Source organism: Mycobacterium sp. (assembly GCF_035499775.1).
GTDB lineage: Bacteria > Actinomycetota > Actinomycetes > Mycobacteriales > Mycobacteriaceae > Mycobacterium.
Genome location: NZ_DATJYB010000086.1, coordinates 1 through 20,629, shown reverse-complemented (window position 1 = coordinate 20,629; position 20,629 = coordinate 1). Strand labels below are relative to the sequence as shown.

The 20,629-nt window shown below is 65.9% G+C and carries 16 protein-coding genes and 2 rRNA genes; 9 read left to right on the top strand and 9 right to left on the bottom strand.

What is annotated here, in order from left to right; all coding sequences use genetic code 11:
- Positions 1-182: 182 nt before the first annotated feature.
- Both VML93_RS05255 and glgB read left to right on the top strand, forming a co-directional pair.
- Positions 183-2,270 (top strand): alpha-1,4-glucan--maltose-1-phosphate maltosyltransferase, encoded by a 2,088-nt coding sequence (locus VML93_RS05255; RefSeq protein WP_325608387.1) that lies wholly within the window; start codon positions 183-185, stop codon positions 2,268-2,270.
- A gap of 6 nt (positions 2,271-2,276) precedes the next feature.
- Positions 2,277-4,481, top strand: coding sequence for a 1,4-alpha-glucan branching protein GlgB (glgB, locus tag VML93_RS05250; RefSeq protein WP_325608385.1), 2,205 nt, complete (start codon positions 2,277-2,279; stop codon positions 4,479-4,481).
- A 35-nt stretch (positions 4,482-4,516) separates the two neighbouring features.
- On the opposite strand, the gene VML93_RS05245 is transcribed toward glgB, so the two are convergent.
- The 3 genes from VML93_RS05245 to VML93_RS05235 all read right to left on the bottom strand — a co-directional run bounded on the left by VML93_RS05245 (position 4,517) and on the right by VML93_RS05235 (position 10,294).
- On the bottom strand, positions 4,517-7,777 hold the full coding sequence (locus VML93_RS05245; RefSeq protein ID WP_325608414.1) for a helix-turn-helix transcriptional regulator: 3,261 nt from the start codon (positions 7,775-7,777) through the stop codon (positions 4,517-4,519).
- Between the two features lie 224 nt (positions 7,778-8,001).
- On the bottom strand, positions 8,002-8,928 hold the full coding sequence (locus VML93_RS05240) for a co-chaperone YbbN (protein ID WP_325608383.1): 927 nt from the start codon (positions 8,926-8,928) through the stop codon (positions 8,002-8,004).
- A gap of 184 nt (positions 8,929-9,112) precedes the next feature.
- The gene (locus VML93_RS05235; protein WP_325608381.1) at positions 9,113-10,294 is read right to left on the bottom strand and encodes an acetyl-CoA C-acetyltransferase; all 1,182 of its coding nucleotides are present in this window, start codon (positions 10,292-10,294) and stop codon (positions 9,113-9,115) included.
- A 78-nt stretch (positions 10,295-10,372) separates the two neighbouring features.
- Between VML93_RS05235 and mce the strand changes: the two genes are divergently transcribed.
- On the top strand, positions 10,373-10,831 hold the full coding sequence (mce, locus tag VML93_RS05230) for a methylmalonyl-CoA epimerase (protein ID WP_325608379.1): 459 nt from the start codon (positions 10,373-10,375) through the stop codon (positions 10,829-10,831).
- On the opposite strand, the gene VML93_RS05225 is transcribed toward mce, so the two are convergent.
- Together VML93_RS05225 and nucS are read right to left on the bottom strand one after the other, a co-directional pair.
- Positions 10,828-11,121 carry a hypothetical protein gene (locus VML93_RS05225; RefSeq protein ID WP_325608377.1) on the bottom strand — a complete coding sequence of 98 codons (294 nt, stop codon included), beginning with the start codon at positions 11,119-11,121 and terminating at the stop codon, positions 10,828-10,830. The genes mce and VML93_RS05225 overlap by 4 nt on opposite strands.
- Positions 11,122-11,143: 22 nt before the next feature.
- The gene (gene nucS, locus VML93_RS05220) at positions 11,144-11,815 is read right to left on the bottom strand and encodes an endonuclease NucS (RefSeq protein ID WP_325608375.1); all 672 of its coding nucleotides are present in this window, start codon (positions 11,813-11,815) and stop codon (positions 11,144-11,146) included.
- A 186-nt stretch (positions 11,816-12,001) separates the two neighbouring features.
- On the opposite strand from nucS, the gene VML93_RS05215 reads away from it, so the two are divergent.
- From VML93_RS05215 to VML93_RS05205, 3 genes are all read left to right on the top strand, one after another.
- Positions 12,002-13,576 carry an adenylate/guanylate cyclase domain-containing protein gene (locus VML93_RS05215; protein WP_325608413.1) on the top strand — a complete coding sequence of 525 codons (1,575 nt, stop codon included), beginning with the start codon at positions 12,002-12,004 and terminating at the stop codon, positions 13,574-13,576.
- Between the two features lie 134 nt (positions 13,577-13,710).
- A complete protein-coding gene (locus VML93_RS05210) occupies positions 13,711-14,238 on the top strand; it encodes a hypothetical protein (protein ID WP_325608373.1) in 528 nt (175 codons plus the stop codon).
- A 162-nt stretch (positions 14,239-14,400) separates the two neighbouring features.
- Complete coding sequence (locus VML93_RS05205) at positions 14,401-15,240, top strand: MBL fold metallo-hydrolase (protein WP_325608371.1); 840 nt, start codon at positions 14,401-14,403, stop codon at positions 15,238-15,240.
- Here VML93_RS05205 and VML93_RS05200 read toward each other — a convergent pair whose 3' ends face one another.
- Positions 15,241-16,479 carry an MFS transporter gene (locus VML93_RS05200; protein WP_325608369.1) on the bottom strand — a complete coding sequence of 413 codons (1,239 nt, stop codon included), beginning with the start codon at positions 16,477-16,479 and terminating at the stop codon, positions 15,241-15,243.
- Positions 16,480-16,568: 89 nt separating this feature from the next.
- Between VML93_RS05200 and VML93_RS05195 the strand changes: the two genes are divergently transcribed.
- Positions 16,569-17,495, top strand: a complete 927-nt coding sequence (locus VML93_RS05195) for a LysR family transcriptional regulator (RefSeq protein WP_325608367.1) — start codon at positions 16,569-16,571, stop codon at positions 17,493-17,495.
- Here VML93_RS05195 and VML93_RS05190 read toward each other — a convergent pair.
- Positions 17,432-17,854: a pyridoxamine 5'-phosphate oxidase family protein gene (locus VML93_RS05190; RefSeq protein ID WP_325608365.1), complete on the bottom strand. Its 423-nt coding sequence runs from the start codon at positions 17,852-17,854 to the stop codon at positions 17,432-17,434. The genes VML93_RS05195 and VML93_RS05190 overlap by 64 nt on opposite strands.
- Positions 17,855-17,990: 136 nt before the next feature.
- Here VML93_RS05190 and VML93_RS05185 point away from each other — a divergent pair, with 136 nt between their 5' ends.
- Together VML93_RS05185 and VML93_RS05180 are read left to right on the top strand one after the other, a co-directional pair.
- The gene (locus VML93_RS05185) at positions 17,991-19,484 is read left to right on the top strand and encodes a DNA-3-methyladenine glycosylase 2 family protein (RefSeq protein ID WP_325608363.1); all 1,494 of its coding nucleotides are present in this window, start codon (positions 17,991-17,993) and stop codon (positions 19,482-19,484) included.
- Complete coding sequence (locus VML93_RS05180) at positions 19,481-19,978, top strand: methylated-DNA--[protein]-cysteine S-methyltransferase (RefSeq protein ID WP_325608361.1); 498 nt, start codon at positions 19,481-19,483, stop codon at positions 19,976-19,978. The genes VML93_RS05185 and VML93_RS05180 overlap by 4 nt, the downstream gene beginning before the upstream one ends.
- A 52-nt stretch (positions 19,979-20,030) precedes the next feature.
- On the opposite strand, the gene rrf is transcribed toward VML93_RS05180, so the two are convergent.
- Together rrf and VML93_RS05170 are read right to left on the bottom strand one after the other, a co-directional pair.
- Positions 20,031-20,144 (bottom strand): 5S ribosomal RNA (gene rrf, locus VML93_RS05175).
- Positions 20,145-20,232: 88 nt separating this feature from the next.
- Positions 20,233-20,629: ribosomal RNA gene (locus VML93_RS05170) — 23S ribosomal RNA — on the bottom strand; the annotation flags it as partial.

The window sequence follows — 20,629 nt, the reverse complement described above, 5'->3', positions numbered from 1 at the left end:
TGGGTACCGGGTAGGTATTGGGGCGCTTGGGTAGTCAACGAAGCTTCCCGGCGAGAGGAAGTTCCCCAGACGAGAGGAAATTCCCAACGAACAGAAGTTCCCAAGGAGTTTCCCGGAGAGGCATTCCGCGACGAAGTGCACCGCGGTTTGGCCGCCACAATCGGAACGGAACGGAGTAGTCGGTGCCCGGTCGTGTCGAGATCGATGACGTCCAGCCCGTTGTCTCATGTGGCGCGTACCCCGCCAAGGCGGTGGTCGGTGAAGTGGTCCCGGTCAGTGCGGCGGTATGGCGGGAAGGCCATGAGGCGGTAGCGGCGACGTTGGTCGTGCGCTACCACGGGCCGCGCTACCCACAGCTGACGGAGATGCGCCGGATCAAGGCGGTGCAGGCCCCCGAAGCCGGCGTCGATGTCGCCGCCGCCGAGACGCCGCGGGTCAAGCCTCAGCTGCTCTCCATGACCATGGGATTGGAGCCCTACGTCTTCCACGGTCAGTTCACGCCCGACAGCGTCGGATTGTGGACCTTCCGGGTGGACGGTTGGGGTGACCCGATCCACACCTGGCGGCATGGGCTGCTTGCCAAGCTGGACGCCGGCCAGGGCGAGAAGGAACTGTCCAACGATCTGCTGGTCGGTGCCGCGCTGTACGAGCGTGCCGCGACGGGTGTGCCACGCGCGCAGCGTTGGCCGCTCATGGAAGCCGCGGCCGCGCTGCGCAAGCCCGGTGATCCGGTAACGCGCTCCGCGCCGGCACTGGCACCCGAGATCGACGAAATCCTGACCGCCTACCCGCTGCGCGATCTGGTCACCCGGGGCGAGCAGTTCGGGATCTGGGTGGACCGCCCGCTGGCCCGCTTCGGCTCGTGGTACGAGATGTTTCCGCGCTCGACCGGGGGCTGGGACGACGACGGCAACCCGGTGCACGGGACCTTCGCGACCGCGGTCGCGGGCCTGCCCCGCATCGCCGAGATGGGCTTCGACGTCGTGTACCTGCCGCCGATCCATCCGATCGGCAAGGTGCACCGAAAGGGCCGCAACAACAACCCCACCGCCGCGCCCGGCGATGTCGGATCGCCGTGGGCGATCGGCAGCGACGAGGGCGGCCACGACGCGGTTCATCCGGCCTTGGGCACCATCGACGACTTCGACGAATTCGTCGCCGCGGCGCGCGACCTGGGTATGGAGGTCGCCCTGGACCTGGCGCTGCAATGCGCCCCCGATCACCCGTGGGCCCGCGCGCACCGGCAGTGGTTCACCGAGTTGCCGGACGGCACCATCGCGTACGCGGAGAACCCGCCGAAGAAGTACCAGGACATCTATCCACTGAACTACGACAACGATCCCGCCGGGCTGTACGACGAAGTGCTGCGGGTGGTGCTGCACTGGGTTGACCACGGCGTCAAGTTCTTTCGGGTCGACAACCCACACACCAAGCCGCCCGACTTCTGGGTCTGGCTGATCGGTCAGGTCAAAGCCACCGACCCCGATGTGCTCTTCTTGTCCGAAGCCTTCACCCCGCCGGCCCGCCAGTATGGCCTGGCCAAACTCGGCTTCACACAGTCCTACAGCTATTTCACCTGGCGGACCGCCAAGTGGGAGCTCACCGAATTCGGCAACGACATCGCCGCCCTGGCTGATTACCGCCGCCCGAACCTGTTCGTCAACACCCCCGACATCCTGCATGCCGTGCTGCAGCACAACGGCCCGGGCATGTTCGCCATCCGCGCGGCGCTGGCGGCAACCATGAGTCCGGCCTGGGGGGTGTATTCCGGTTACGAGCTCTTCGAGCACCGCGCGGTGCGCGAGGGCAGCGAGGAATACCTGGACTCCGAAAAGTACGAATTGCGTCCGCGCGACTTCGCCGGCGCGCTGGCCGAAGGCAGGTCGCTGGAGCCGTTTATCGCCAGGCTCAACGCGATTCGCAAGCTGCACCCCGCGCTTCAACAATTGCGGACGATCCATTTCCACGGCGTCGACAACGATGCGCTGATGGCCTACAGCAAGTTCGACCCGGCCACCGGCGACTGCGTGTTGGTGGTGGTGACTCTCAACGCCTTCGGGCCAGAAGAAGCAACGCTGTGGTTGGACATGGCGGCGTTGGGTATGGAGCCCTACGAACGGTTTTGGGTGCGCGATGAGATCACCGGCGAGGAATACCAATGGGGGCAGGGAAATTACGTGCGCATCGACCCTGGGCGAGCAGTCGCCCACATCATCAACATGCCAGTGGTGCCAGACGAAGCCCGAATGACGCTGCTGCGCAGGAGGTAAGGGACCATGAGCAGGACTGACCAACTTCCCGGGACGCACCTGGCGCCGGACCCCGCCGACTTGGCGCGACTGGTGGCCGGGGCGCATCACAACCCGCACAGCATCCTGGGCGCTCACGAGTACGGCGACCACACCATCATCCGGGCCTACCGGCCGCATGCGCTCGAAGTCGTCGCTGTCGTCGGTGATGAGCGATTCCCGTTGCAGCACATCGAATCCGGTCTGTTCGCAGTGGCGCTGCCGTTCGTGAACCTCATCGACTACCGGCTCGAAGTGCGCTACAGCGGAGCCAGTGATACTCAGGTGCACACCGTCGCCGACGCCTACCGCTTCCTGCCCACCCTGGGCGAAGTCGACCTCCACCTGTTCGCCGAGGGTCGCCACGAGCGACTCTGGGAAGTCCTCGGCGCCCATCCCCGCTCGTTCAAGACGGCCGACGGTGTGGTGGAAGGGGTCTCGTTCGCGGTGTGGGCGCCCAACGCCAAGGGCGTCAGTTTGATCGGCGAGTTCAACGGCTGGACCGGCACTGAGGCCCCGATGCGGGTGCTGGGCTCATCGGGAGTCTGGGAGTTGTTCTGGCCCGGATTCGAAGCCGGCGGTCTCTACAAGTTCCAGGTGCACGGCGCCGACGGCGTCGTCACCGAGCGGGCCGATCCGTTCGCCTTCGGCACCGAGGTGCCGCCGCAGACGGCATCGCGGGTGACGATCAGCGACTACACCTGGGCCGACGTCGACTGGATGACGCGGCGCGCGAAGCGCAACCCGGTGTTCGAGCCGATGAGCACCTATGAAGTCCATCTGGGCTCCTGGCGCCCCGGCCTCAGCTACCGCCAGCTCGCCCGCGAGCTGACGGATTATGTTGTAGCGCATCGCTTTACCCATGTGGAGCTGCTGCCGGTGGCCGAGCACCCATTCGCCGGATCGTGGGGATACCAGGTCACCTCCTACTACGCGCCGACGTCGCGGTTCGGCACACCCGACGACTTCCGGGCGCTGGTCGACGCCCTGCACCAGGCCGGCATCGGTGTGATCGTGGACTGGGTGCCGGCGCACTTCCCGAAGGACGCGTGGGCGCTGGGCCGCTTTGACGGCACCCCGCTCTACGAGCATTCCGATCCCAAGCGCGGTGAGCAATTAGACTGGGGCACTTACGTATTCGACTTCGGTCGCCCGGAGGTGCGAAACTTCCTGGTGGCCAACGCCCTGTACTGGCTCGAAGAGTTCCACATCGACGGGCTGCGGGTGGATGCGGTGGCGTCGATGCTCTACCTGGACTACTCGCGCCCCGAGGGCGGCTGGACGCCGAACATCTACGGCGGGCGCGAGAACCTGGAGGCGGTGCAGTTCCTGCAGGAGATGAACGCCACGGCACACAGGGCGGCACCGGGCATCGTCACCATCGCCGAGGAGTCGACTTCGTGGCCCGGGGTGACCCGTCCGACCAGCATTGGCGGCCTTGGCTTTTCGATGAAGTGGAACATGGGCTGGATGCACGACACGCTCGACTACGTCAGCCGCGATCCGGTGCACCGCAGCTACCACCACCACGAGATGACGTTCTCGATGCTGTACGCGTTCAGCGAGAACTACGTGCTGCCGCTCAGCCACGACGAGGTGGTGCACGGCAAGGGCACGCTGTGGAGTCGGATGCCGGGCAACAATCACGCCAAGGCGGCGGGGTTGCGCAGCCTGCTCGCCTATCAGTGGGCGCACCCGGGCAAGCAACTGCTGTTCATGGGCCAGGAATTCGGGCAGCGCGCCGAGTGGTCCGAGCAGGGCGGCCTGGACTGGTTCCAGCTCGACGAGAACGGTTTCTCCAACGGCATTCTGCGCCTGGTGCGCGACATCAACGACATCTACCGCAAACACCCGGCGCTGTGGAGTCAGGACACCACCCCCGAGGGCTACTCGTGGATCGACGCCAACGATTCGGCCAACAACGTGCTGAGCTTCCTCCGGTACGGCAGTGACGGCTCGGTGCTGGCCTGCGTGTTCAATTTCTCGGGCGCAGAACACAGCGGCTACCGGCTTGGCCTGCCGCTTGCCGGCCGCTGGCGCGAGGTGCTCAACACCGACGCCACGGACTACAACGGCTCCGGGATCGGCAACCTCGGCGGCGTCGACGCCACCGAGGACCCGTGGCACGGCCGTCCGGCGTCGGCGGTGCTGGTGCTGCCCCCGACGTCGGCCCTGTGGCTGGAACCCGAGTAGCGCGAGCAGACATGCACCGCGGTGGGCGTGCGTGGTCAGGTGTGCCGGGCTGCCTCTTGGACGAGTTGGACGCGCGACGTCAGGCCGAGTTTGGCGTAGACATGGGTGAGGTGTGTTTGCACGGTGCGCGGTGACACGAAGAGCCGGGTGGCGATGTCTTTGTTGCCCAGGCCCTCGCTGACCAGGCGAACGACGTCACGCTCTGTGGGGGTCAGTGATTCCCAACCTATGGTGGGTCGTTTGCGTTGGCCGCGTCCGCGCCGCGTGTAAGCGATCGCCTGCTCGGTCGACAGGGCCGCGCCCTCGGCCCAGGCGGATTCAAACTCGTGCTCGCCCAAGGCATCACGAGCGGCTGCCGCCAAGGCCTGATAGCCGGCGTGCCAGACCTTGAATCGGACCGCGCCCCTGCGCTGCCGGATGCCGTCTGCCGCGCCGAGAAGGCGCGCAGCTTCTCGGTGCCTACCGGCATCGCCGGCCACAGCGGCGAGGCACTCCAGGGTGTCGGAAATACCCAGGTACGCCTGCGTGCTGGCGGCGATCGCCAGGGCGTCGTGGGCGTCGCGTTCGGCCTGATCCAGCTCACCCTGCGCGATCGCCACACGAGCGCGTGTGGTCAGCGCCCACATCAGGTGCCAGCCGCTCGTCGTCGCGACGGCGTCGTCGGCCCAGCGGCGGGCCGCGAGCAGATCCCCTTCCGCCAGTGCGGCTTGCGCACTGTAGGCGCGCATTATCGCCGCGGCCGCGGGCAGGCCACTGGGGTGCTGCTGAGCCGCCGCGGTCGCATTGAGCACCGTCGCAGCATCACCGGCGGCCAGCGCCGCAGCAGCCAACGCCATGTACGCGGCGCCCAAGCTAAGCCCAGCCAGTTCGGACGCGGCTTCGAGGGCCGCGTCGGCGGCGGCGCGGGCCGCGCTGATGGCACCCTGCCACGCGAGTGCGAGGCCCTGATACGCGAGGCTGTGCACCCTGCGGATCTCATCGTGAGCTGCCTCGCCCTCGACCACCTGTTCGGCGAATTGGTTGACGGCTGCGGCTGGATCGCCCTGGTATAGCTGCGCCGTCCCAAGGCAGAAGCGGCACTGGCGCGAGGTCCACCCGTCGCCGATCGCGTCGGCGAGGTCGCGTCCCTCTTCGGCGGCCGCGCGAGCCGCGATCGGAATACCCGCCACGACCGCCGCCCCGAGCGCCTGCCCGCCGATGAGTCGACTGAGTCTCCAGCGGTCGTCCAACTCACGGGCCAGGCTGATCGCCTCGGTGAAGTACGGCCGGGCCGCCTCAGGACCGTTCCAGACGGCAATCGAACAGCAGGCGGTCAGCGCCCGGGCCAGCAGGGCCGGGTCGTCGATGCCACGCGCAATCGTCAGCGCCTGTTGGGCCTGACCCAGGGTGTCGGCGGTGTTGACCCAATTGTCGAAGAATGCCTGGTCGGCGAGGGCCCGGGCCCGCACGGTAGCCGGCACCTCGATGTGCAGTGCGTCGATGTCGGCGAGGACGGCGTCGAGCCAGGCCAGACCTTCCCGGATGCGGCCGCGTGCCAGCCACAGTGGCTGCAGCGACGAAGCCAGCGTCAACGCCGTCCCGACGTCGGAGTTTTCCCGGCTCCAGCCGAACGCGGCGCGCAGATTGTCGATGTCGAATTCGGCCTGCTCTAGGCGCCGCTCGCAGTCGGTGCCGCCTGGTGCGTCCAGCAGCGCAGCCATCGCGGTGTAGTGATCGCGGTGCCGTGAGCGCACGAGGTCGGCCTCGCCGGACTCCGCCAGTTTCTCCAGCGCGTACTGGCGCACCGTTTCCAGCAACCGGTATCGCGTACGGCCTGCGGTGTTTTCGGCGACGACGAGCGACTTGTCGACCAGCAGGGTGAGCAGATCCAGGACCTGATAACGCTCCACGTCTGCAACACCTGCGACCGCCTGAGCGGCGTCCAGGTCGAAGCCGCCCAAAAACACCGCCAGCCGGCGAAACAACACCCGCTCGGGCTCCGTCAACAGCGCATGCGACCAATCCACCGAAGCGCGCAACGTCTGCTGACGGCGTACCGCGCTGCGCGACCCGCCGGTCAACAACCGGAACCGGTCGCGCAGGCCCTCGAGGATGTCTGCCAGCGACAACGCCCGCACCCGCGCCGCCGCCAGCTCGATCGCCAGCGGCATCCCATCGAGGCGCCGACAGATCTCGCCTATGGTGCTGGCGTTGTCGGCGGTCACGGTGAAGCCGGCCTGGGCCAGCCGGGCGCGGTCGGTGAACAACTCGATGGCCTCGTCGGCCACCGGCAGCGAGGGCACCCGCCAGCTCGCCTCGCCGCTCACGCCGATCGGCTCACGACTGGTGGCCAGCACGGTCAACCCCGGCGCGGCACCGAGCAGAGCCACGACCAGCTCCGCGCTCCCGTCCAGCAGATGCTCGCAGTTGTCCAGCACCACCAGCATCTGTTTGTCGCGAACGAGCCGCAGCATCGTATCCATCGTGGAACGGCCGGGCTGATCAGGCAGACCCAACGCGCGCGTCATCGCCACCGGTACCAGATCGGGGTCGGTGATCGGCGCCAGATCCACATACCAGACACCCTCGCCGTAGTCGCCCGCCACCTGGTTGGCGACTTGGACCGCAAGGCGCGTCTTGCCCACGCCGCCAGCGCCGGTCAGGGTGACCAGCCGGTTGCCGGCCAAAGCCCCCCGCAGGCTGTTCATCTCCGCTTGGCGCCCGACAAAACTCGTCAGCTGCACCGGAAGGTTATGCGGCACAACAGAATCCGTGGTCCGAAGCGGCGGGAACTCATTACGCAGGTCGGGGTGGCACAGCTGCACCACCCGCTCAGGACGGGCAACACCACGCATCTCGTGACTGCCCAGATCGGTCAACCACGTATCGGCCGGCAGACTGTCGACCACCAGGTACTCGGTTGCACCCGACAGCACCGTCTGACCGCCATGGGCCAAATTGCGCAGCCGCGCCGTGCGGTTGATGGTCGGACCCATGTAATTGCCCTCATCACGCAGCTGCACCTCACCGGTATGCACACCGATACGCAAGCTGATCGGGGCCAACGGTGCCCGCTGCAACTCCAGCGCACACGCCACCGCCTCACTGGCCCGCGCGAACGCCACCACAAAGCTGTCGCCTTCACCCTGCTCCACCGGTCGCACCCCGCCATGGGCGGCGAGCAGATCCGTCAGGGCGTGATCCAGCTGTGCGAACGCCTCAGTCATCTGCTTGGGCATCGACTCCCACAGCCCGGTGGAGTTCTCCACGTCAGCCAAAAGCAGCGTCACCGTGCCCGTCGGCAAAAGCCCACTCACGCCAAGATCACTCCAGTTCACCAGCGGCGCACCCGCGCGGTGATCGATGTCGCCCATGCTAGCCAGCATGCGGCCACGGCGAACGGCAAAACATCGGCGCAAACGCGCAGATTACAGCCGATCGCATGCGTATATACGACCCCGGTCCCGGATATCTACGTGTTGCGCCGATGGTCTTACTGCGCTGGCGTCGGATGGTCGATTCGGTCGAATCCGAGGAGACCCTAGTAAAGCGCGTTGGCGAGATTGCGGCGGGCGGCGATCACGTCAGGATCGGCCGGGTCGAACAACTCGAACAGCTCGATCAGCCGAGTCCGCACCAAGGTGCGGTCATCCCCAGAGGTGCTGCGCACCAACGCAATCAGACGCTCGAATGCCGGACGCACATCCTGATTGAGGATCTGCACGTCGGCAGCGGCGAACGCGGCCGCGATGTCCTTGGGCGCCGCATCAGCGATCGCGACGGCGTCGGGACGTTGTGCGGTTGCGCGGGTGAGGAATTCGATCTGCCGGATTGCGGCCTTCGCTTCGACGCTGCCCGGATGGGCGTCCAGGATCGCCTGGTAGGACTCGCGCGCGGCGTCGAAATCGCCGTCTTCAAGCTGTTGGCGGGCCTGCGCGACCGCGGGATCGACTTCCGGGGCCTCCCCGGCAGCACCAGTTGGCCCCCTGAGCTTGCCTGCCGTCGCCGACAGCAGCGAGTCCAGCCAGCGGCGCAACTGTTCGGCGGGCTGTAGACCTTGGAAGCTCGACACGGGCTGTCCGGCGGCCAGAGCCACCACGGTCGGCACCGCTTCAACGCCGAATATCCGGGCCACCCTCGGTGCCACGTCGACGTTGACCGTCGCCAGCGACCAGTTGCCATTGTCGTTGGCGGCCAGGCCGGACAGCGTGTCGACCAGGTCCACGCACGCATCGCTGCGCGGTGACCACAACACCACCACTACCGGTACTTCGTCCGACCGAACCAGCACTTCGTCTTCGAAATTGGCTTCGGTCACCTCAGTGGCCTGCGCAGCACCCGGTTGCGCCGACGGTGCCCGGCCGGTGGGGCCGCTCGCCGAAGCGTTCTGTTGGGCTCGCTGCTTGAGACCGGACAGGTCGACCGCACCGGTCATGGCAGGCCCGATCGGGGGTCGCGGACGCGTCACGCCATCAAGTTTGGCACGCCGCTCGGGTCATCGATCCACCCGGTGGTCACGGCGATCGCACAACCCCGAAACCGGCCCGAAAGCGCTGCTCAAACACCAGATATGACAAAAATCACAGCGATCTGGCCGCAACCTTTCGCAGCAAAGTTACCGGCCAGAAAGTTACCGACCAGTTCTGAATCGCCTAACCCGCGCGCAGAATCAGCGCATCGCCCTGGCCCCCGGCCCCGCACAGGGCCGCGACGCCATAGCCCGATCCGCGGCGGGCCAACTCGAGCGCCACGTGCAGCGTGATCCTGGCCCCCGACATGCCGATCGGATGGCCGACGGCGATTGCGCCGCCGTTGACATTGACAAGCTCAGGCTTCACGCCGAGTTCTCGCGTGGAGGCCAGTGCGACCGCCGCGAACGCCTCGTTGATTTCCACGACATCGAGCTGGTCCACCGTGATGCCCTCGCGGTCGAGCGCCTTCTTGATCGCGTTTGCCGGCTGCGACTGAAGCGTCGAATCCGGTCCGGCGACGACGCCGTGTGAACGGATCTCGACCAGCCACGTCAGCCCCATTTCCTGGGCCTTTTGCTTGTTCATCACCACCACCGCGGCGGCGCCGTCCGAAATCTGGGAAGCCGAGCCGGCGGTGATGGTGCCGTCCTTGCGGAACGCCGGCTTCAGGCCGCCCAGAGACTCGGCGGTGGTGTTCGCGCGAATCCCCTCGTCCTCGGTGAACTGCAGCGGATCGCCTTTGCGCTGCGGAATACTCACCGGCACCACCTCGTCGTTGAACACGCCGTCCTTCCACGCCGCCGCCGCTTTCTGGTGCGACCCGGCAGCGTATTCGTCCTGCTCCTGGCGGGTGAACTTGTCGGCGTCGTTGCGCTGCTCGGTGAGGGCGCCCATCGGCTGGTCGGTGAACACGTCATGCAGCCCGTCGTAGGCCATGTGGTCCAAAACCGTGACGTCGCCATACTTGTAGCCCGCCCGGCTATCCATCAGCAGGTGGGGCGCCTTGGTCATGGACTCCTGCCCCCCGGCCACCACCACATCGAACTCACCGGCCCGGATGAGCTGGTCAGCAATCGCGATGGAGTCGATCCCGGACAGGCACATCTTGTTGATGCTCAGGGCCGGCACATCCCAGCCGATACCGGCGGCGACCGCCGCCTGCCGCGCGGGCATCTGGCCGGCGCCCGCGGTCAACACCTGGCCCATGATCACGTATTCGACGAGTGAGGCCGGTATTTGAGCCTTTTCCAGCGCCCCGGCGATCGCGACGGCACCGAGGTCACTTGCCGAGAAATCTTTGAGGGAACCCATCAGTTTCCCTATCGGGGTGCGTGCTCCAGCAACGATCACCGACGTCGTCATGAGTACCTCCTAGGCTGGCGTGGCAGGCCGATTCGACCTACCGGAGAAGCGCAATCTCGATCATCAGGTTACCGTTGTGTGATGACGACCGACCAAGTTGACGCCCGTCAGGTAATTGCCACCTCCTTGGTGACCGGGCTCGATCACGTCGGCATCGCGGTCGCCGACCTGGACGCTTCGATTGAGTGGTACCACGAGCACCTCGGCATGATCCTGGTCCATGAGGAAGTCAACGACGATCAGGGCATCCGCGAGGCGATGCTGTCGGTGCCGGGAACCACGGCACAGATCCAGTTGATGGCCCCGCTCGACGACTCGTCGGTGATAGCAAAGTTCTTGGACAAGCGCGGGCCGGGCATCCAGCAGTTGGCCTGCCGGGTCGGCGATCTCGACGCCCTGTGCGAACGACTGCGGGCCCAGGGTGTGCGGCTGGTCTACGAAACGCCCAGGCGGGGCACGGCAAACTCGCGGATCAACTTCATCCACCCCAAAGACGCCGGCGGGGTGCTGATCGAGCTGGTCGAGCCGGCGAGCTAAGACCATTTCCGGGTCGGACCGCGTGTCGTGCGGTTGGCCCAGCACGGCGTGTGCCAGTGTCGCCGATCATCGGCTGTCGCCCCTGAGTCAGCTGGCCATACCACCACATGTGCAGTGCCGGAACGGATTTCGTGATCACATCCGGGACAGCGATAGGTTTTGACGGCGCGCGCCGCGGCGATCGGGCGCACCTCGTACTCGTAGCCGTCCGGTCCGATTTCCAACCGACGCAGCGCCGCCGAGATCGATCCCGGCTCCTGCCGGCGTGGCGATTTAGCGCGCCGAGTCATCCGGCCAGTTTAGTCGCGGCACTCAAAACAGCCGGTACTCGTCGCTGTCCATTCCGCGCATCTGATCGTAATCCAGTGTCACGCAACGGATCCCGCGGTCAATGGCCAGAGTGCGGGCTTGCGGCTTGATCTGTTGCGCGGCGAACACCCCCTTGACCGGCGCGAGCAGACTGTCGCGATTGAGCAACTCGAGATACCGGGTGAGCTGCTCCACACCGTCGATCTCGCCGCGCCGCTTGATCTCGACGGCCACCGAGCCACCCAGTTCATCGCGGCACAACAGGTCGACCGGCCCGATCGCGGTCATGAACTCGCGGCGGACCAGCGTGTAGCCCTCGCCCAGCAGGTGCACATGCTCGGCGAGCAGCTCCTGCAGGTGAGCCTCCACACCGTCTTTGACCAGCCCCGGGTCCACACCCAGATCGTGGCTCGAGTCGTGCTCGATCTCCTCGACGGTGATGCGCAGTTGTTCGCCCGCCTTGTTCGCCACCACCCAGACCGTCGCCGGGTCGCCGGGTTCTTCGGTCGTCCAGCAGGGCGGGCTCATCCAGTTCAACGGCTTGTACGCGCGATCGTCCGCGTGCACGCTGACCGAACCGTCGGCCTTGAACAGCAACAACCTGCGGGCGGATGGCAGGTGAGCGGTGAGTCGGCCCACGTAGTCCACTGTGCACTGGGCGATCACGAGACGCACCCAACTCACCTTAGAGCGTGTCCGACGAATTAGGCTGACGCCACAATGCCGCCCAAGAAGACGTCGCCGAACAAGACGTCACCGACCAAAACGTCACCGACCAAGACGTCACCCAGCAAGGCGTCACCCAAGAAGGCGTCGCCCAACAAGACCGTGGCGCAACGCCTGGGCCGGCTGCTCGAGAGGATGACCCGCCAGAGTGGTCGGCTGCCGGAAACCCCGGAGTACGGTTCCTGGCTGCTCGGGCGGGTAGCGGAAGACCAACAACGCCGCCGGGTGCGGATCCAGGTCATCCTGACCGTCCTCGTCGTGGCTACGAATTTGATCGGCATCGCCGTCAACGTGCTGCTGGTGACGGTCGCCATCCCGCAACCGAGCGTGTTCGACGATGCACCCGCGTGGCTCACCTTCGGCGTCGGGCCCGGCTACATGATTTTCGCGTTGGCGCTGGGCGGCTACTGGATTACCCGGCGAACGGTAGACGCGCTGCGCTGGGCTATCGAGGAACGCAAACCGACCCACGAGGACGAGCGCAACACCTTCCTGGCCGCGTGGCAGGTCGCGATCGCCGACCTCATTTTCTGGGGAATCGGCGCAGTCTTGCTCACCACGCTCTATGGCATGGTCAACACCCAGTTCATCCCGCGGTTCCTGATAACGGTGGGGTTCTGCGGCCTGCTCGTTTCCACCGGTAGCTACCTGCTCACCGAGTTCGCGTTACGCCCGATCGCCGCTCAGGCGCTCGAGGCCGGGCCGCCGCCCCGACGATTCGCGCCAGGCATCATGGGCCGAATCATGATGGTGTGGTTGATGGGTTCGGGCGTTCCCGTCATCGGTATCGCCCTGCTCGCCGTCTTCCAGCTCTCGATGAATAATCTGACCGAGACCGAGTTCGCGGTCGGGGTCTTCATTGTGGCGGCAGCAACATTCATATTCGGGTTCATCCTGATGTGGATCATGGCCTGGCTGGTCGCGACGCCGGTGCGGGTGGTGCGTGCGGCACTCAAGCGAGTCGAGCAGGGTGATCTGCGCGGCGACCTGGTGGTGTTCGACGGCACCGAACTCGGTGAGCTACAGCGTGGTTTCAACGCGATGGTCGACGGCCTGCGTGAGCGCGAACAGGTGCGCGATCTTTTCGGCCGGCACGTCGGGCGGGAGGTCGCCGCTGCCGCCGAACGGGAACGGCCGAAGCTGGGTGGCGAAGAGCGCCACGTTGCCGTCGTGTTCATCGACATCATCGGCTCGACGAAGTTGGTCACCAGTCAGCCTCCGGCCGACGTCGTCAAGCTACTGAACCGGTTCTTCACGATCATCGTCGACGAGGTGGACCGTAATCGCGGGCTGGTCAACAAGTTCGAGGGCGACGCGTCGCTGGCGATCTTCGGCGCCCCGAACCATCTCGACTGTCCCGAAGACGCGGCGCTGGCCGCCGCGCGGGGCATGGCTGACCGCCTGGCCGATGAAATGCCCGAGTGCCAGGCCGGCATCGGCGTGACAGCGGGACAGGTCGTGGCCGGCAACGTGGGCGCCAAAGAACGGTTCGAATACACCGTGATCGGCGAGCCGGTCAATGAGGCGGCTCGGCTGTGTGAACTGGCGAAATCTCGGCCCGGCAAGTTGCTGGCTTCGTCGCAGGCCGTGGAGGGCGCGAGCGAAAGCGAGCGCGAACGTTGGTCGTTGGGCAGGCAGGTAAAGCTTCGCGGGCACGAGGAACGGACACGGCTGGCGTCACCGGTCGAGCCGGCCAAGCCGCGTCGCTGAGCCGATCCGTCCTTCACCAGGGTGCCCGCCGGCCTCCAATCGTCGTCCTCGGCACGCAATGCGTATGCGTTACGCATCATTTCACCGTCGGTGGCGGTTGAACCGTACTCGGCCTCGGCTCGTCCGTATAGCAGGTGGCGCGGTTCAGACCACGTGCCCTGTATACCCAAGAGGTCGCCGGCTACTCGGCCACCGCCGCGGGTTTGATCACCTTGCCAAGCCCGGTCATGTCTTTCCTGTTCGCCCGCCGCGTCGGCGGCATGGCCGCACGAATCGGCCCGCGAATGTTTTTGATCGCCGGCCCGGTGCTGGCCGGCATCGGCCTGCTGCTCATCCACCCCGCCGCACACGGATTCAATATCGTCACCCAGCTGCTGCCCGGGATGATCGTGCTGGCCGTCGGCATGGTCACCACCATCACCCCGCTGACCTCGGTCAATCTGTCCTCCGTCGAGGCCTCACACAGCGGAATCGCCGCGGCGATTCAAAACGCCGTGGGCCGGACTTCTGCGCTGATCGCGACGGCCTGCGTGGGGATGATCGCCGCGTGCACGCTCACCGATGCCAGCTTCACCCGGCTACTACAGGTCAGCGCGGCGGTGTTCTTCATCGGCGCCGTCCTGAGCGGCCTCACCATCACCCGTCCGGCCCACTCCGGCTGAACCCGTTCCCGACGCCGGCTCGGGCTCCATACAATGGGGCGTCGCCGGTCTCGCATTGGTGAACGCGTCAGACCTGCACAGCGACTGGGTTTTTGGCAACGTCGCAAAAAAGGGAATCAATGTTGCAGGCATGATCCATCAAGGCGCAAAGGAGCGCACACGATGACTTCCCTAGAGCTAACCGGCAGTGGCACAGCGGATTTCAGCCAAGGTGAGGTTTACTTCATCGGCAACGCCACGACATTGATCCGCTTCGGCGGATTGACGATATTGACCGATCCCGCCTTCCTGCACAAAGGCGAGCATGTCCACCTGGGTCACGGCATCTGGGCGCGGCGAGAGGTGGAGCCCGCGTGCCAGATCGCTGATCTGCCCCCGATCGATCTGATCGTCTTGTCGCACTACCACGGCGACCATTTCGACGACGTGGCCGCGCAAGAGCTCGACAAAACGCTGCCCATCGTCTCGACGGCCGACGCGGTGGACAAGCTCGACGCTCTCGGCTTCCGGCGGGGCTATCCCCTCGACACCTGGGAGTCCCTGCGGGTCGACAAGGGCGATGTGACGCTGACCGTCACCGCCATGCCGGGCAAGCACTCCACCTACGACGCCGTCAACGAGCTGCTCATGCCGGTCAACGGGCACTTGTTCGACTTCAGCCGCAGCGGCGAACAGCTGTACCGGCTCTACATCACCGGGGACACGATGCTCGTCGACAGCCTCGAGGAGATCCCGCGGCGCTACCCCGACATCGACCTCGGCCTGATACATACGGGAGGGACGACGTTCCTTGTCACGGTCGTCACGATGACCGGCGAGCAAGCGGTGCGGGCCGTCGTGATCACCAGACCCCGCACCGCAATCCCGATCCACTACAACGACTTTTCGGTATTCCTGTCGGGACTCGACGACTTCAAGAAGGCCGCGCAGGCCTCGACCACCGAAACAAGATTCGTCTACCTGACCCACGGCGAGACCTATACATTCACGCCCAATGCGTGATCAGCCCCACACCGGTTGCAGCGCCTTGAGGCCGGCCCGCGCAGTCCCACGAACCAGCGATGCCGCCAGCAGCAGCGCGGCCAGCAGCAGCGCTCCCACGAACGCCACGGTCGTCGACCAGCCGCCGACGCTGTAGGCGAGCCCGCCGCAGGCGCCGGCCACCGATCCGCCCAGGTAGTAGCTGAACAGGTACAGCGCCGACGCCTCGGCACGATCGCGGCGTGCCACCGCGCCGACCCAACCGCTGGCCACGGTGTGCGCGGCGAAGAACCCGGCTGTGAACACTCCGGTCCCGACGATGATCGCGGCCAGGGAATGCGGCACGGTCAGCAGCAGGCCGCCCGCCGCGATCGGCAACGCGGCTCCCAACACGACTGCGCGTCCCCGGCGGTCTGCCAGCCGTCCGGCGATGCTCGACGTCACGGTTCCCGCGAGGTACAGCAGAAATATCAGGCCCACCGTCGACGACGCCAACTCGAACGGCGCGGCACTCAACCGGTAACCGAGGTAGTTGTACACCGTGACGAACCCGCCCATCAGTGCGAAGCCCAAGCCGAAAAGCTTGAGCAGCACCGGGTTCCGCAGATGCGCGGCGACGTTATGCATGGTGACCCGCAGCCCTACCGCCTTCGGTGTGAAGAATCGGGACCGAGGCACCAGCAGGGCAAAAGCCACCGTGCCGACCAGCGTCGTCAACGAGCAGACCAGCAGTGCGACCTGCCAGCTGCTGACGTCAACGACCAACGACGGGATGAGGCGGCCCGCCAGTCCACCAATCGTGGTCCCGGCGATGTACCGTCCCATCGCCGAGCCGAGCGAAGAGGCGTGCACTTCCTCAGCCAGAAACGCCATCGCGACCGCGGGTATCCCGGCCAGCGCGATGCCGTGCAACGCCCGCCCAACGAGCAGAACAGTCAGCGAAGGACTGAACGGCAGTAGCAGCCCGATCACACTGGAGACCACCCCCGAGGTCAGCATCACGGTGGTGCGTCCGTAGCGCTCGGACAGAACGCTCGCCGGAATGATTGTTAGCGCAAGCATTCCCGTGGTCAGCGACACGCTGAGTGCTGCTGTCGCAGGGGTGATGCGATAGAACGCGGACAGCGCCGGAAGCAGTGCCTGCGTGCAGTACATCGCAGCGAAACTGGCCAGACCCGCGCCGTAGAGCGCCGCAGTCACTCGCCGGTATCCGCTGCTGCCGGCCTGATGCGGGGTCGCGGTCGGGGCGAGCTGTGTCATGGCACCCATGCTCCCGCTCAGGACAAACAAACGGAAATGAATTAGTAGTACAATTTCCATGCAATTTGAGCATAAGTAGAGGTAGCGACGTGCGCGATGGCGACTACGAGTGGTTCGTCACACTCGCCGAGCTCGAAAACGTGACAGCGGCGGCCGAACAGCTTCGTATTGCGCAGCCGACCCTCACCCGGATGTTGGCGCGCCTGGAACGGCGGCTGGGGGTGGCGCTGTTCGATCGTCACGGCAGGCGCCTGTCCCTCAATGCGTACGGCCGAATCTTCCACGAGCACGCGCGTCGGGCTCAGCAGGAGCTCGATTCGGCGCGACGCGCCATCGACGACCTCACCGACCCCGCCGCCGGTGAGATCCGGCTCGGCTTTCTGAGTTCGTTCGGCTCAATCGTGGTGCCGCGGTTGATCGCACAGTTCACCGCTAGCTCGCCGCGCGTGACGTTCACGCTGCAGGAGGCTGCAGCGGAGTCGATCAGCGATCTGACGGAATCCGGGTTGGTCGACGTCGGCGTGGTTTCGCCGCAGCCGCGAAAGCCAACCTTGGCCTGGCGCAGCCTATTTCGCCAGCGGCTCGGCGTTGCCGTCCCCCGCGACCATCGCCTTGCCAGCGTTGGGTCGGTGTCCATGCCGGATCTGAGCAACGAACGCTTCGTGACCATGCACCCCGGGTTCGGCATGCGGCGGTTGCTCGACGAGCTGTGTGCCGCAGCGCAATTCCAGCCGCGGATCGTACTGGAATCGGCCAACCTGAACACCGCCACCGGCCTGGTGGCCGCGGGACTGGGCATCAGCCTGGTACCCATCGACGGCAGCGAGGCCGCACCCGGAGTCGGCGTGCTGCGACTCACCGACGCCGACGCCGACGCCTATCGCGACGTCGGGATGATCTGGAACTCGAGTCGACCGCTGTCCCGCCCGGCGCGGGATTTCATCGCGTCCGCTCAAGCCGAGAAGTCGGCGGTGATCCAGCGGTCGGGGCGGACGGTGAACAACACGCTCTGCTGATTTTCCAGGGTGCGGACGAACGCTCGCCCGCCCTCCTCGCCCAGGTAGCGAATCGCGATCGCTTCCCGCACCTCCAGCGGCGTGGGCGTTGTGGTGTCGACGACAGTGCCCTCGACGGACACGTACTGGTAGGGCGGCTCTTCACGCTGGACGACCAGCGTGACCGCTCCTGCTTGCTGGATGAGCCTGGACTTGCGTGCCGACGCGCCGGTGTTGATCCTGATGTTTCCGCCGGGTGTGTAGTCGTACCAGATCGGAACGCTGGCCGGCGGACGACCATCTGCAGCGGCAACGGCGAGCACCGCCACATGCTTTGCCGCGAGGAACTCCTGACGTTCTTGCTCAGTGAAGGCTTTCATGCCGGGCGCAACACGCGTGCCTCGGATGCATATTCCTGACGAAGGATTTGGCGGGCCGGTGGCACGAGGCGGCCGGTCCCACATTGATGTCGTTTTTCCGCCGGTCTTGTCGGTGGGCAGGTGTAACTGTGGAATCGTGCATGAAGATTTCGAGCGCTGCTACCGGGCCGTCCAGTCCAAGGACGCCAGGTTCGACGGCTGGTTCGTCACGGCGGTGCTGACCACCCGGATCTATTGCCGGCCCAGTTGTCCGGTACGGCCACCATTCGCCCGCAACGTACGCTTCCTACCGACCGCCGCGGCCGCGCAACGCGAGGGCTTTCGGGCGTGCAAGCGGTGCCGCCCTGACGCTTCGCCGGGCTCTCCCGAATGGAATGTGCGCGGCGACGTCGTCGCCCGGGCGATGCGACTCATCGCCGACGGCACGGTTGACCGCGAGGGCGTCGGCGGCCTCGCCGGCCACGTCGGCTACACCACGCGTCAGCTGGAGCGACTCTTACAGGCCGAAGTCGGCGCCGGCCCGCTCGCGGTGGCCCGTGCGCAACGGGCACAGACCGCCCGGGTGTTGATCGAGACCACCGACGTGGCGTTCGGCGATGTCGCATTCGCCGCCGGCTTCTCCAGCATCCGCCAGTTCAACGACACGGTGCGCCTGGTGTTCGAAAGCACACCGACGGCGCTGCGCAAGCGCGCTGCCGTCCGGTTCGGATCCGACAACGCTTCGCCGGGAACTCTGTCGCTTCGGCTGCCGGTGCGTACTCCGTTCGCCTATGAGGGCGTTTTCGGTCATCTCGCGGCCGGCGCGGTGCCCGGGTGCGAGGACGTCCGTGATGGCGCCTATCGGCGCAGCCTGCGACTTCCCTCCGGCGGCGCGGTGGTCACCCTGACACCGGCCGTCGATCACGTCCGCTGCCAACTGGTGCTCGACGACTTCCGCGACCTGACTACCGCGATCGCCCGGTGCCGACGGCTGCTGGACCTCGACGCCGACCCCGAAGCGGTGGTCGAAGCGCTCACTGCCGACCCGGACTTGGCCCCGGTGGTGACAAAGGCGCCAGGACAACGCATTCCGCGTACCGTCGACGAGGCGGAACTCGCCGTGCGCGCGGTGCTGGGACAGCAGGTATCGACCAAGGCCGCACGAACCCACGTGGGCAGACTGGTGGCCGCCTACGGGCAGCCGGTGCACGATCCCGCGGGATCGTTGACCCACACCTTCCCGTCGGTCGAGCAGCTCGCTGAGATCGATCCGGTGCATCTGGCCGTCCCCAAGGCTCGACAACGGACACTGAGCGCGCTCCTCGCCGGCCTCGCCGACGGAAGCGTCGCCCTGGACGCCGGGTGCGACTGGGAAAGCGCACGCAACCAGTTGCTGAGCGTGCCAGGTGTCGGGCCTTGGACGGCAGAGGTGATCGCGATGCGCGGCCTTGGCGACCCAGATGCCTTCCCCGCCAGCGATCTCGGCCTCCGGCTGGCCGCCGAGCGGTTGGGTCTGCCCGCCCGGCAAGCATCGCTTATCGAGCACAGCGCCCGCTGGCGCCCCTGGCGCTCCTACGCCGTTCAGCACCTCTGGACCACACTCGAACATCCGGTAAACCGATGGCCACCACAACCACAGGAGGTTGCATGATCCACTACCGCACTATCGACAGCCCGATCGGACTCTTGACCCTTGCCGGGCGGGGCACCGTATTGACCAACCTGCGCATGGTCGACCAGACGTATGAACCCAGCCGCGCCCACTGGACGCTCGATGGCACGGCGTTTGCCGACGCGGTGGAGCAACTCGGGGCCTATTTCGCCGGCGAGCTCAGCGACTTCGACGTCGAACTCGACATGCGCGGCACGGAGTTTCAGCGGCGTGTTTGGCAGGCGCTGCTGACCATCCCGTACGGCGAGACGCGCTCCTACGGAGAAATCGCCGAACAAGTCGGCGCACCCGGTGCCGCACGCGCGGTGGGATTGGCCAACGGCCGCAACCCCATTGCCATCATCGTCCCGTGCCATCGGGTGATCGGCGCCAGCGGCAGCCTTACCGGCTACGGCGGCGGACTCGACCGGAAGAAGACCCTGCTCGGGTTGGAGAAAAGCCGGTCGCCGGCGAACTTGACGCTATTCGACTAGACCGTCCGGGAAATGCAAAAACACCCCCTTTGCAGGGGGTGTTTTTGTATATGTTCGGCGGTGTCCTACTTTTCCACCCGAATTGGGCAGTATCATCGGCGCTGACAGGCTTAGCTTCCGGGTTCGGGATGGGACCGGGCGTTTCCCTGTCGCTGTGGCCGCCGTAACTCTATTTATTTTTCCATTCAAGTGTATTGATGGGGGGTGTGGTGTCGCGACAATTGTCGTGAACACCGAATAGTGGTTGCGTTTGTGTTGGTAAGTTTTCGGCCGGTTAGTGCCAGTTCCCTGCACCCATTGCTGAGCTTCCAGGTCTGGCCTATCGATCCCGTGGTCTGCGGGGGGCCTTATCCCTCTAAAAGGGTGAGAAGCCTAATCTTGGAGAAGGTTTCCCGCTTAGATGCTTTCAGCGGTTATCCTGTCCGAACGTAGCTATCCAGCAGTGCCCCTGGTGGGACAACTGGTGCACTAGAGGTTCGTCCGTCCCGGTCCTCTCGTACTAGGGACAGGTTTCCTCAAGCTTCTGACGCGCGCGGCGGATAGAGACCGAACTGTCTCACGACGTTCTAAACCCAGCTCGCGTGCCGCTTTAATGGGCGAACAGCCCAACCCTTGGGACCTGCTCCAGCCCCAGGATGCGACGAGCCGACA

What these genes read in the sequence shown, in the direction of transcription:
- glgB (WP_325608385.1), top strand. Translation starts at nt 2,277, where the DNA reads ATGAGCAGGACTGACCAACTTCCCGGGACGCACCTGGCGCCGGACCCC.
- VML93_RS05235 (WP_325608381.1), bottom strand. Translation starts at nt 10,294, where the DNA reads ATGACGACGTCGGTGATCGTTGCTGGAGCACGCACCCCGATAGGGAAA.
- VML93_RS05225 (WP_325608377.1), bottom strand. Translation starts at nt 11,121, where the DNA reads ATGACTCGGCGCGCTAAATCGCCACGCCGGCAGGAGCCGGGATCGATC.
- VML93_RS05215 (WP_325608413.1), top strand. Translation starts at nt 12,002, where the DNA reads ATGACCCGCCAGAGTGGTCGGCTGCCGGAAACCCCGGAGTACGGTTCC.
- VML93_RS05205 (WP_325608371.1), top strand. Translation starts at nt 14,401, where the DNA reads ATGACTTCCCTAGAGCTAACCGGCAGTGGCACAGCGGATTTCAGCCAA.
- VML93_RS05200 (WP_325608369.1), bottom strand. Translation starts at nt 16,479, where the DNA reads ATGACACAGCTCGCCCCGACCGCGACCCCGCATCAGGCCGGCAGCAGC.
- VML93_RS05190 (WP_325608365.1), bottom strand. Translation starts at nt 17,854, where the DNA reads ATGAAAGCCTTCACTGAGCAAGAACGTCAGGAGTTCCTCGCGGCAAAG.
- VML93_RS05180 (WP_325608361.1), top strand. Translation starts at nt 19,481, where the DNA reads ATGATCCACTACCGCACTATCGACAGCCCGATCGGACTCTTGACCCTT.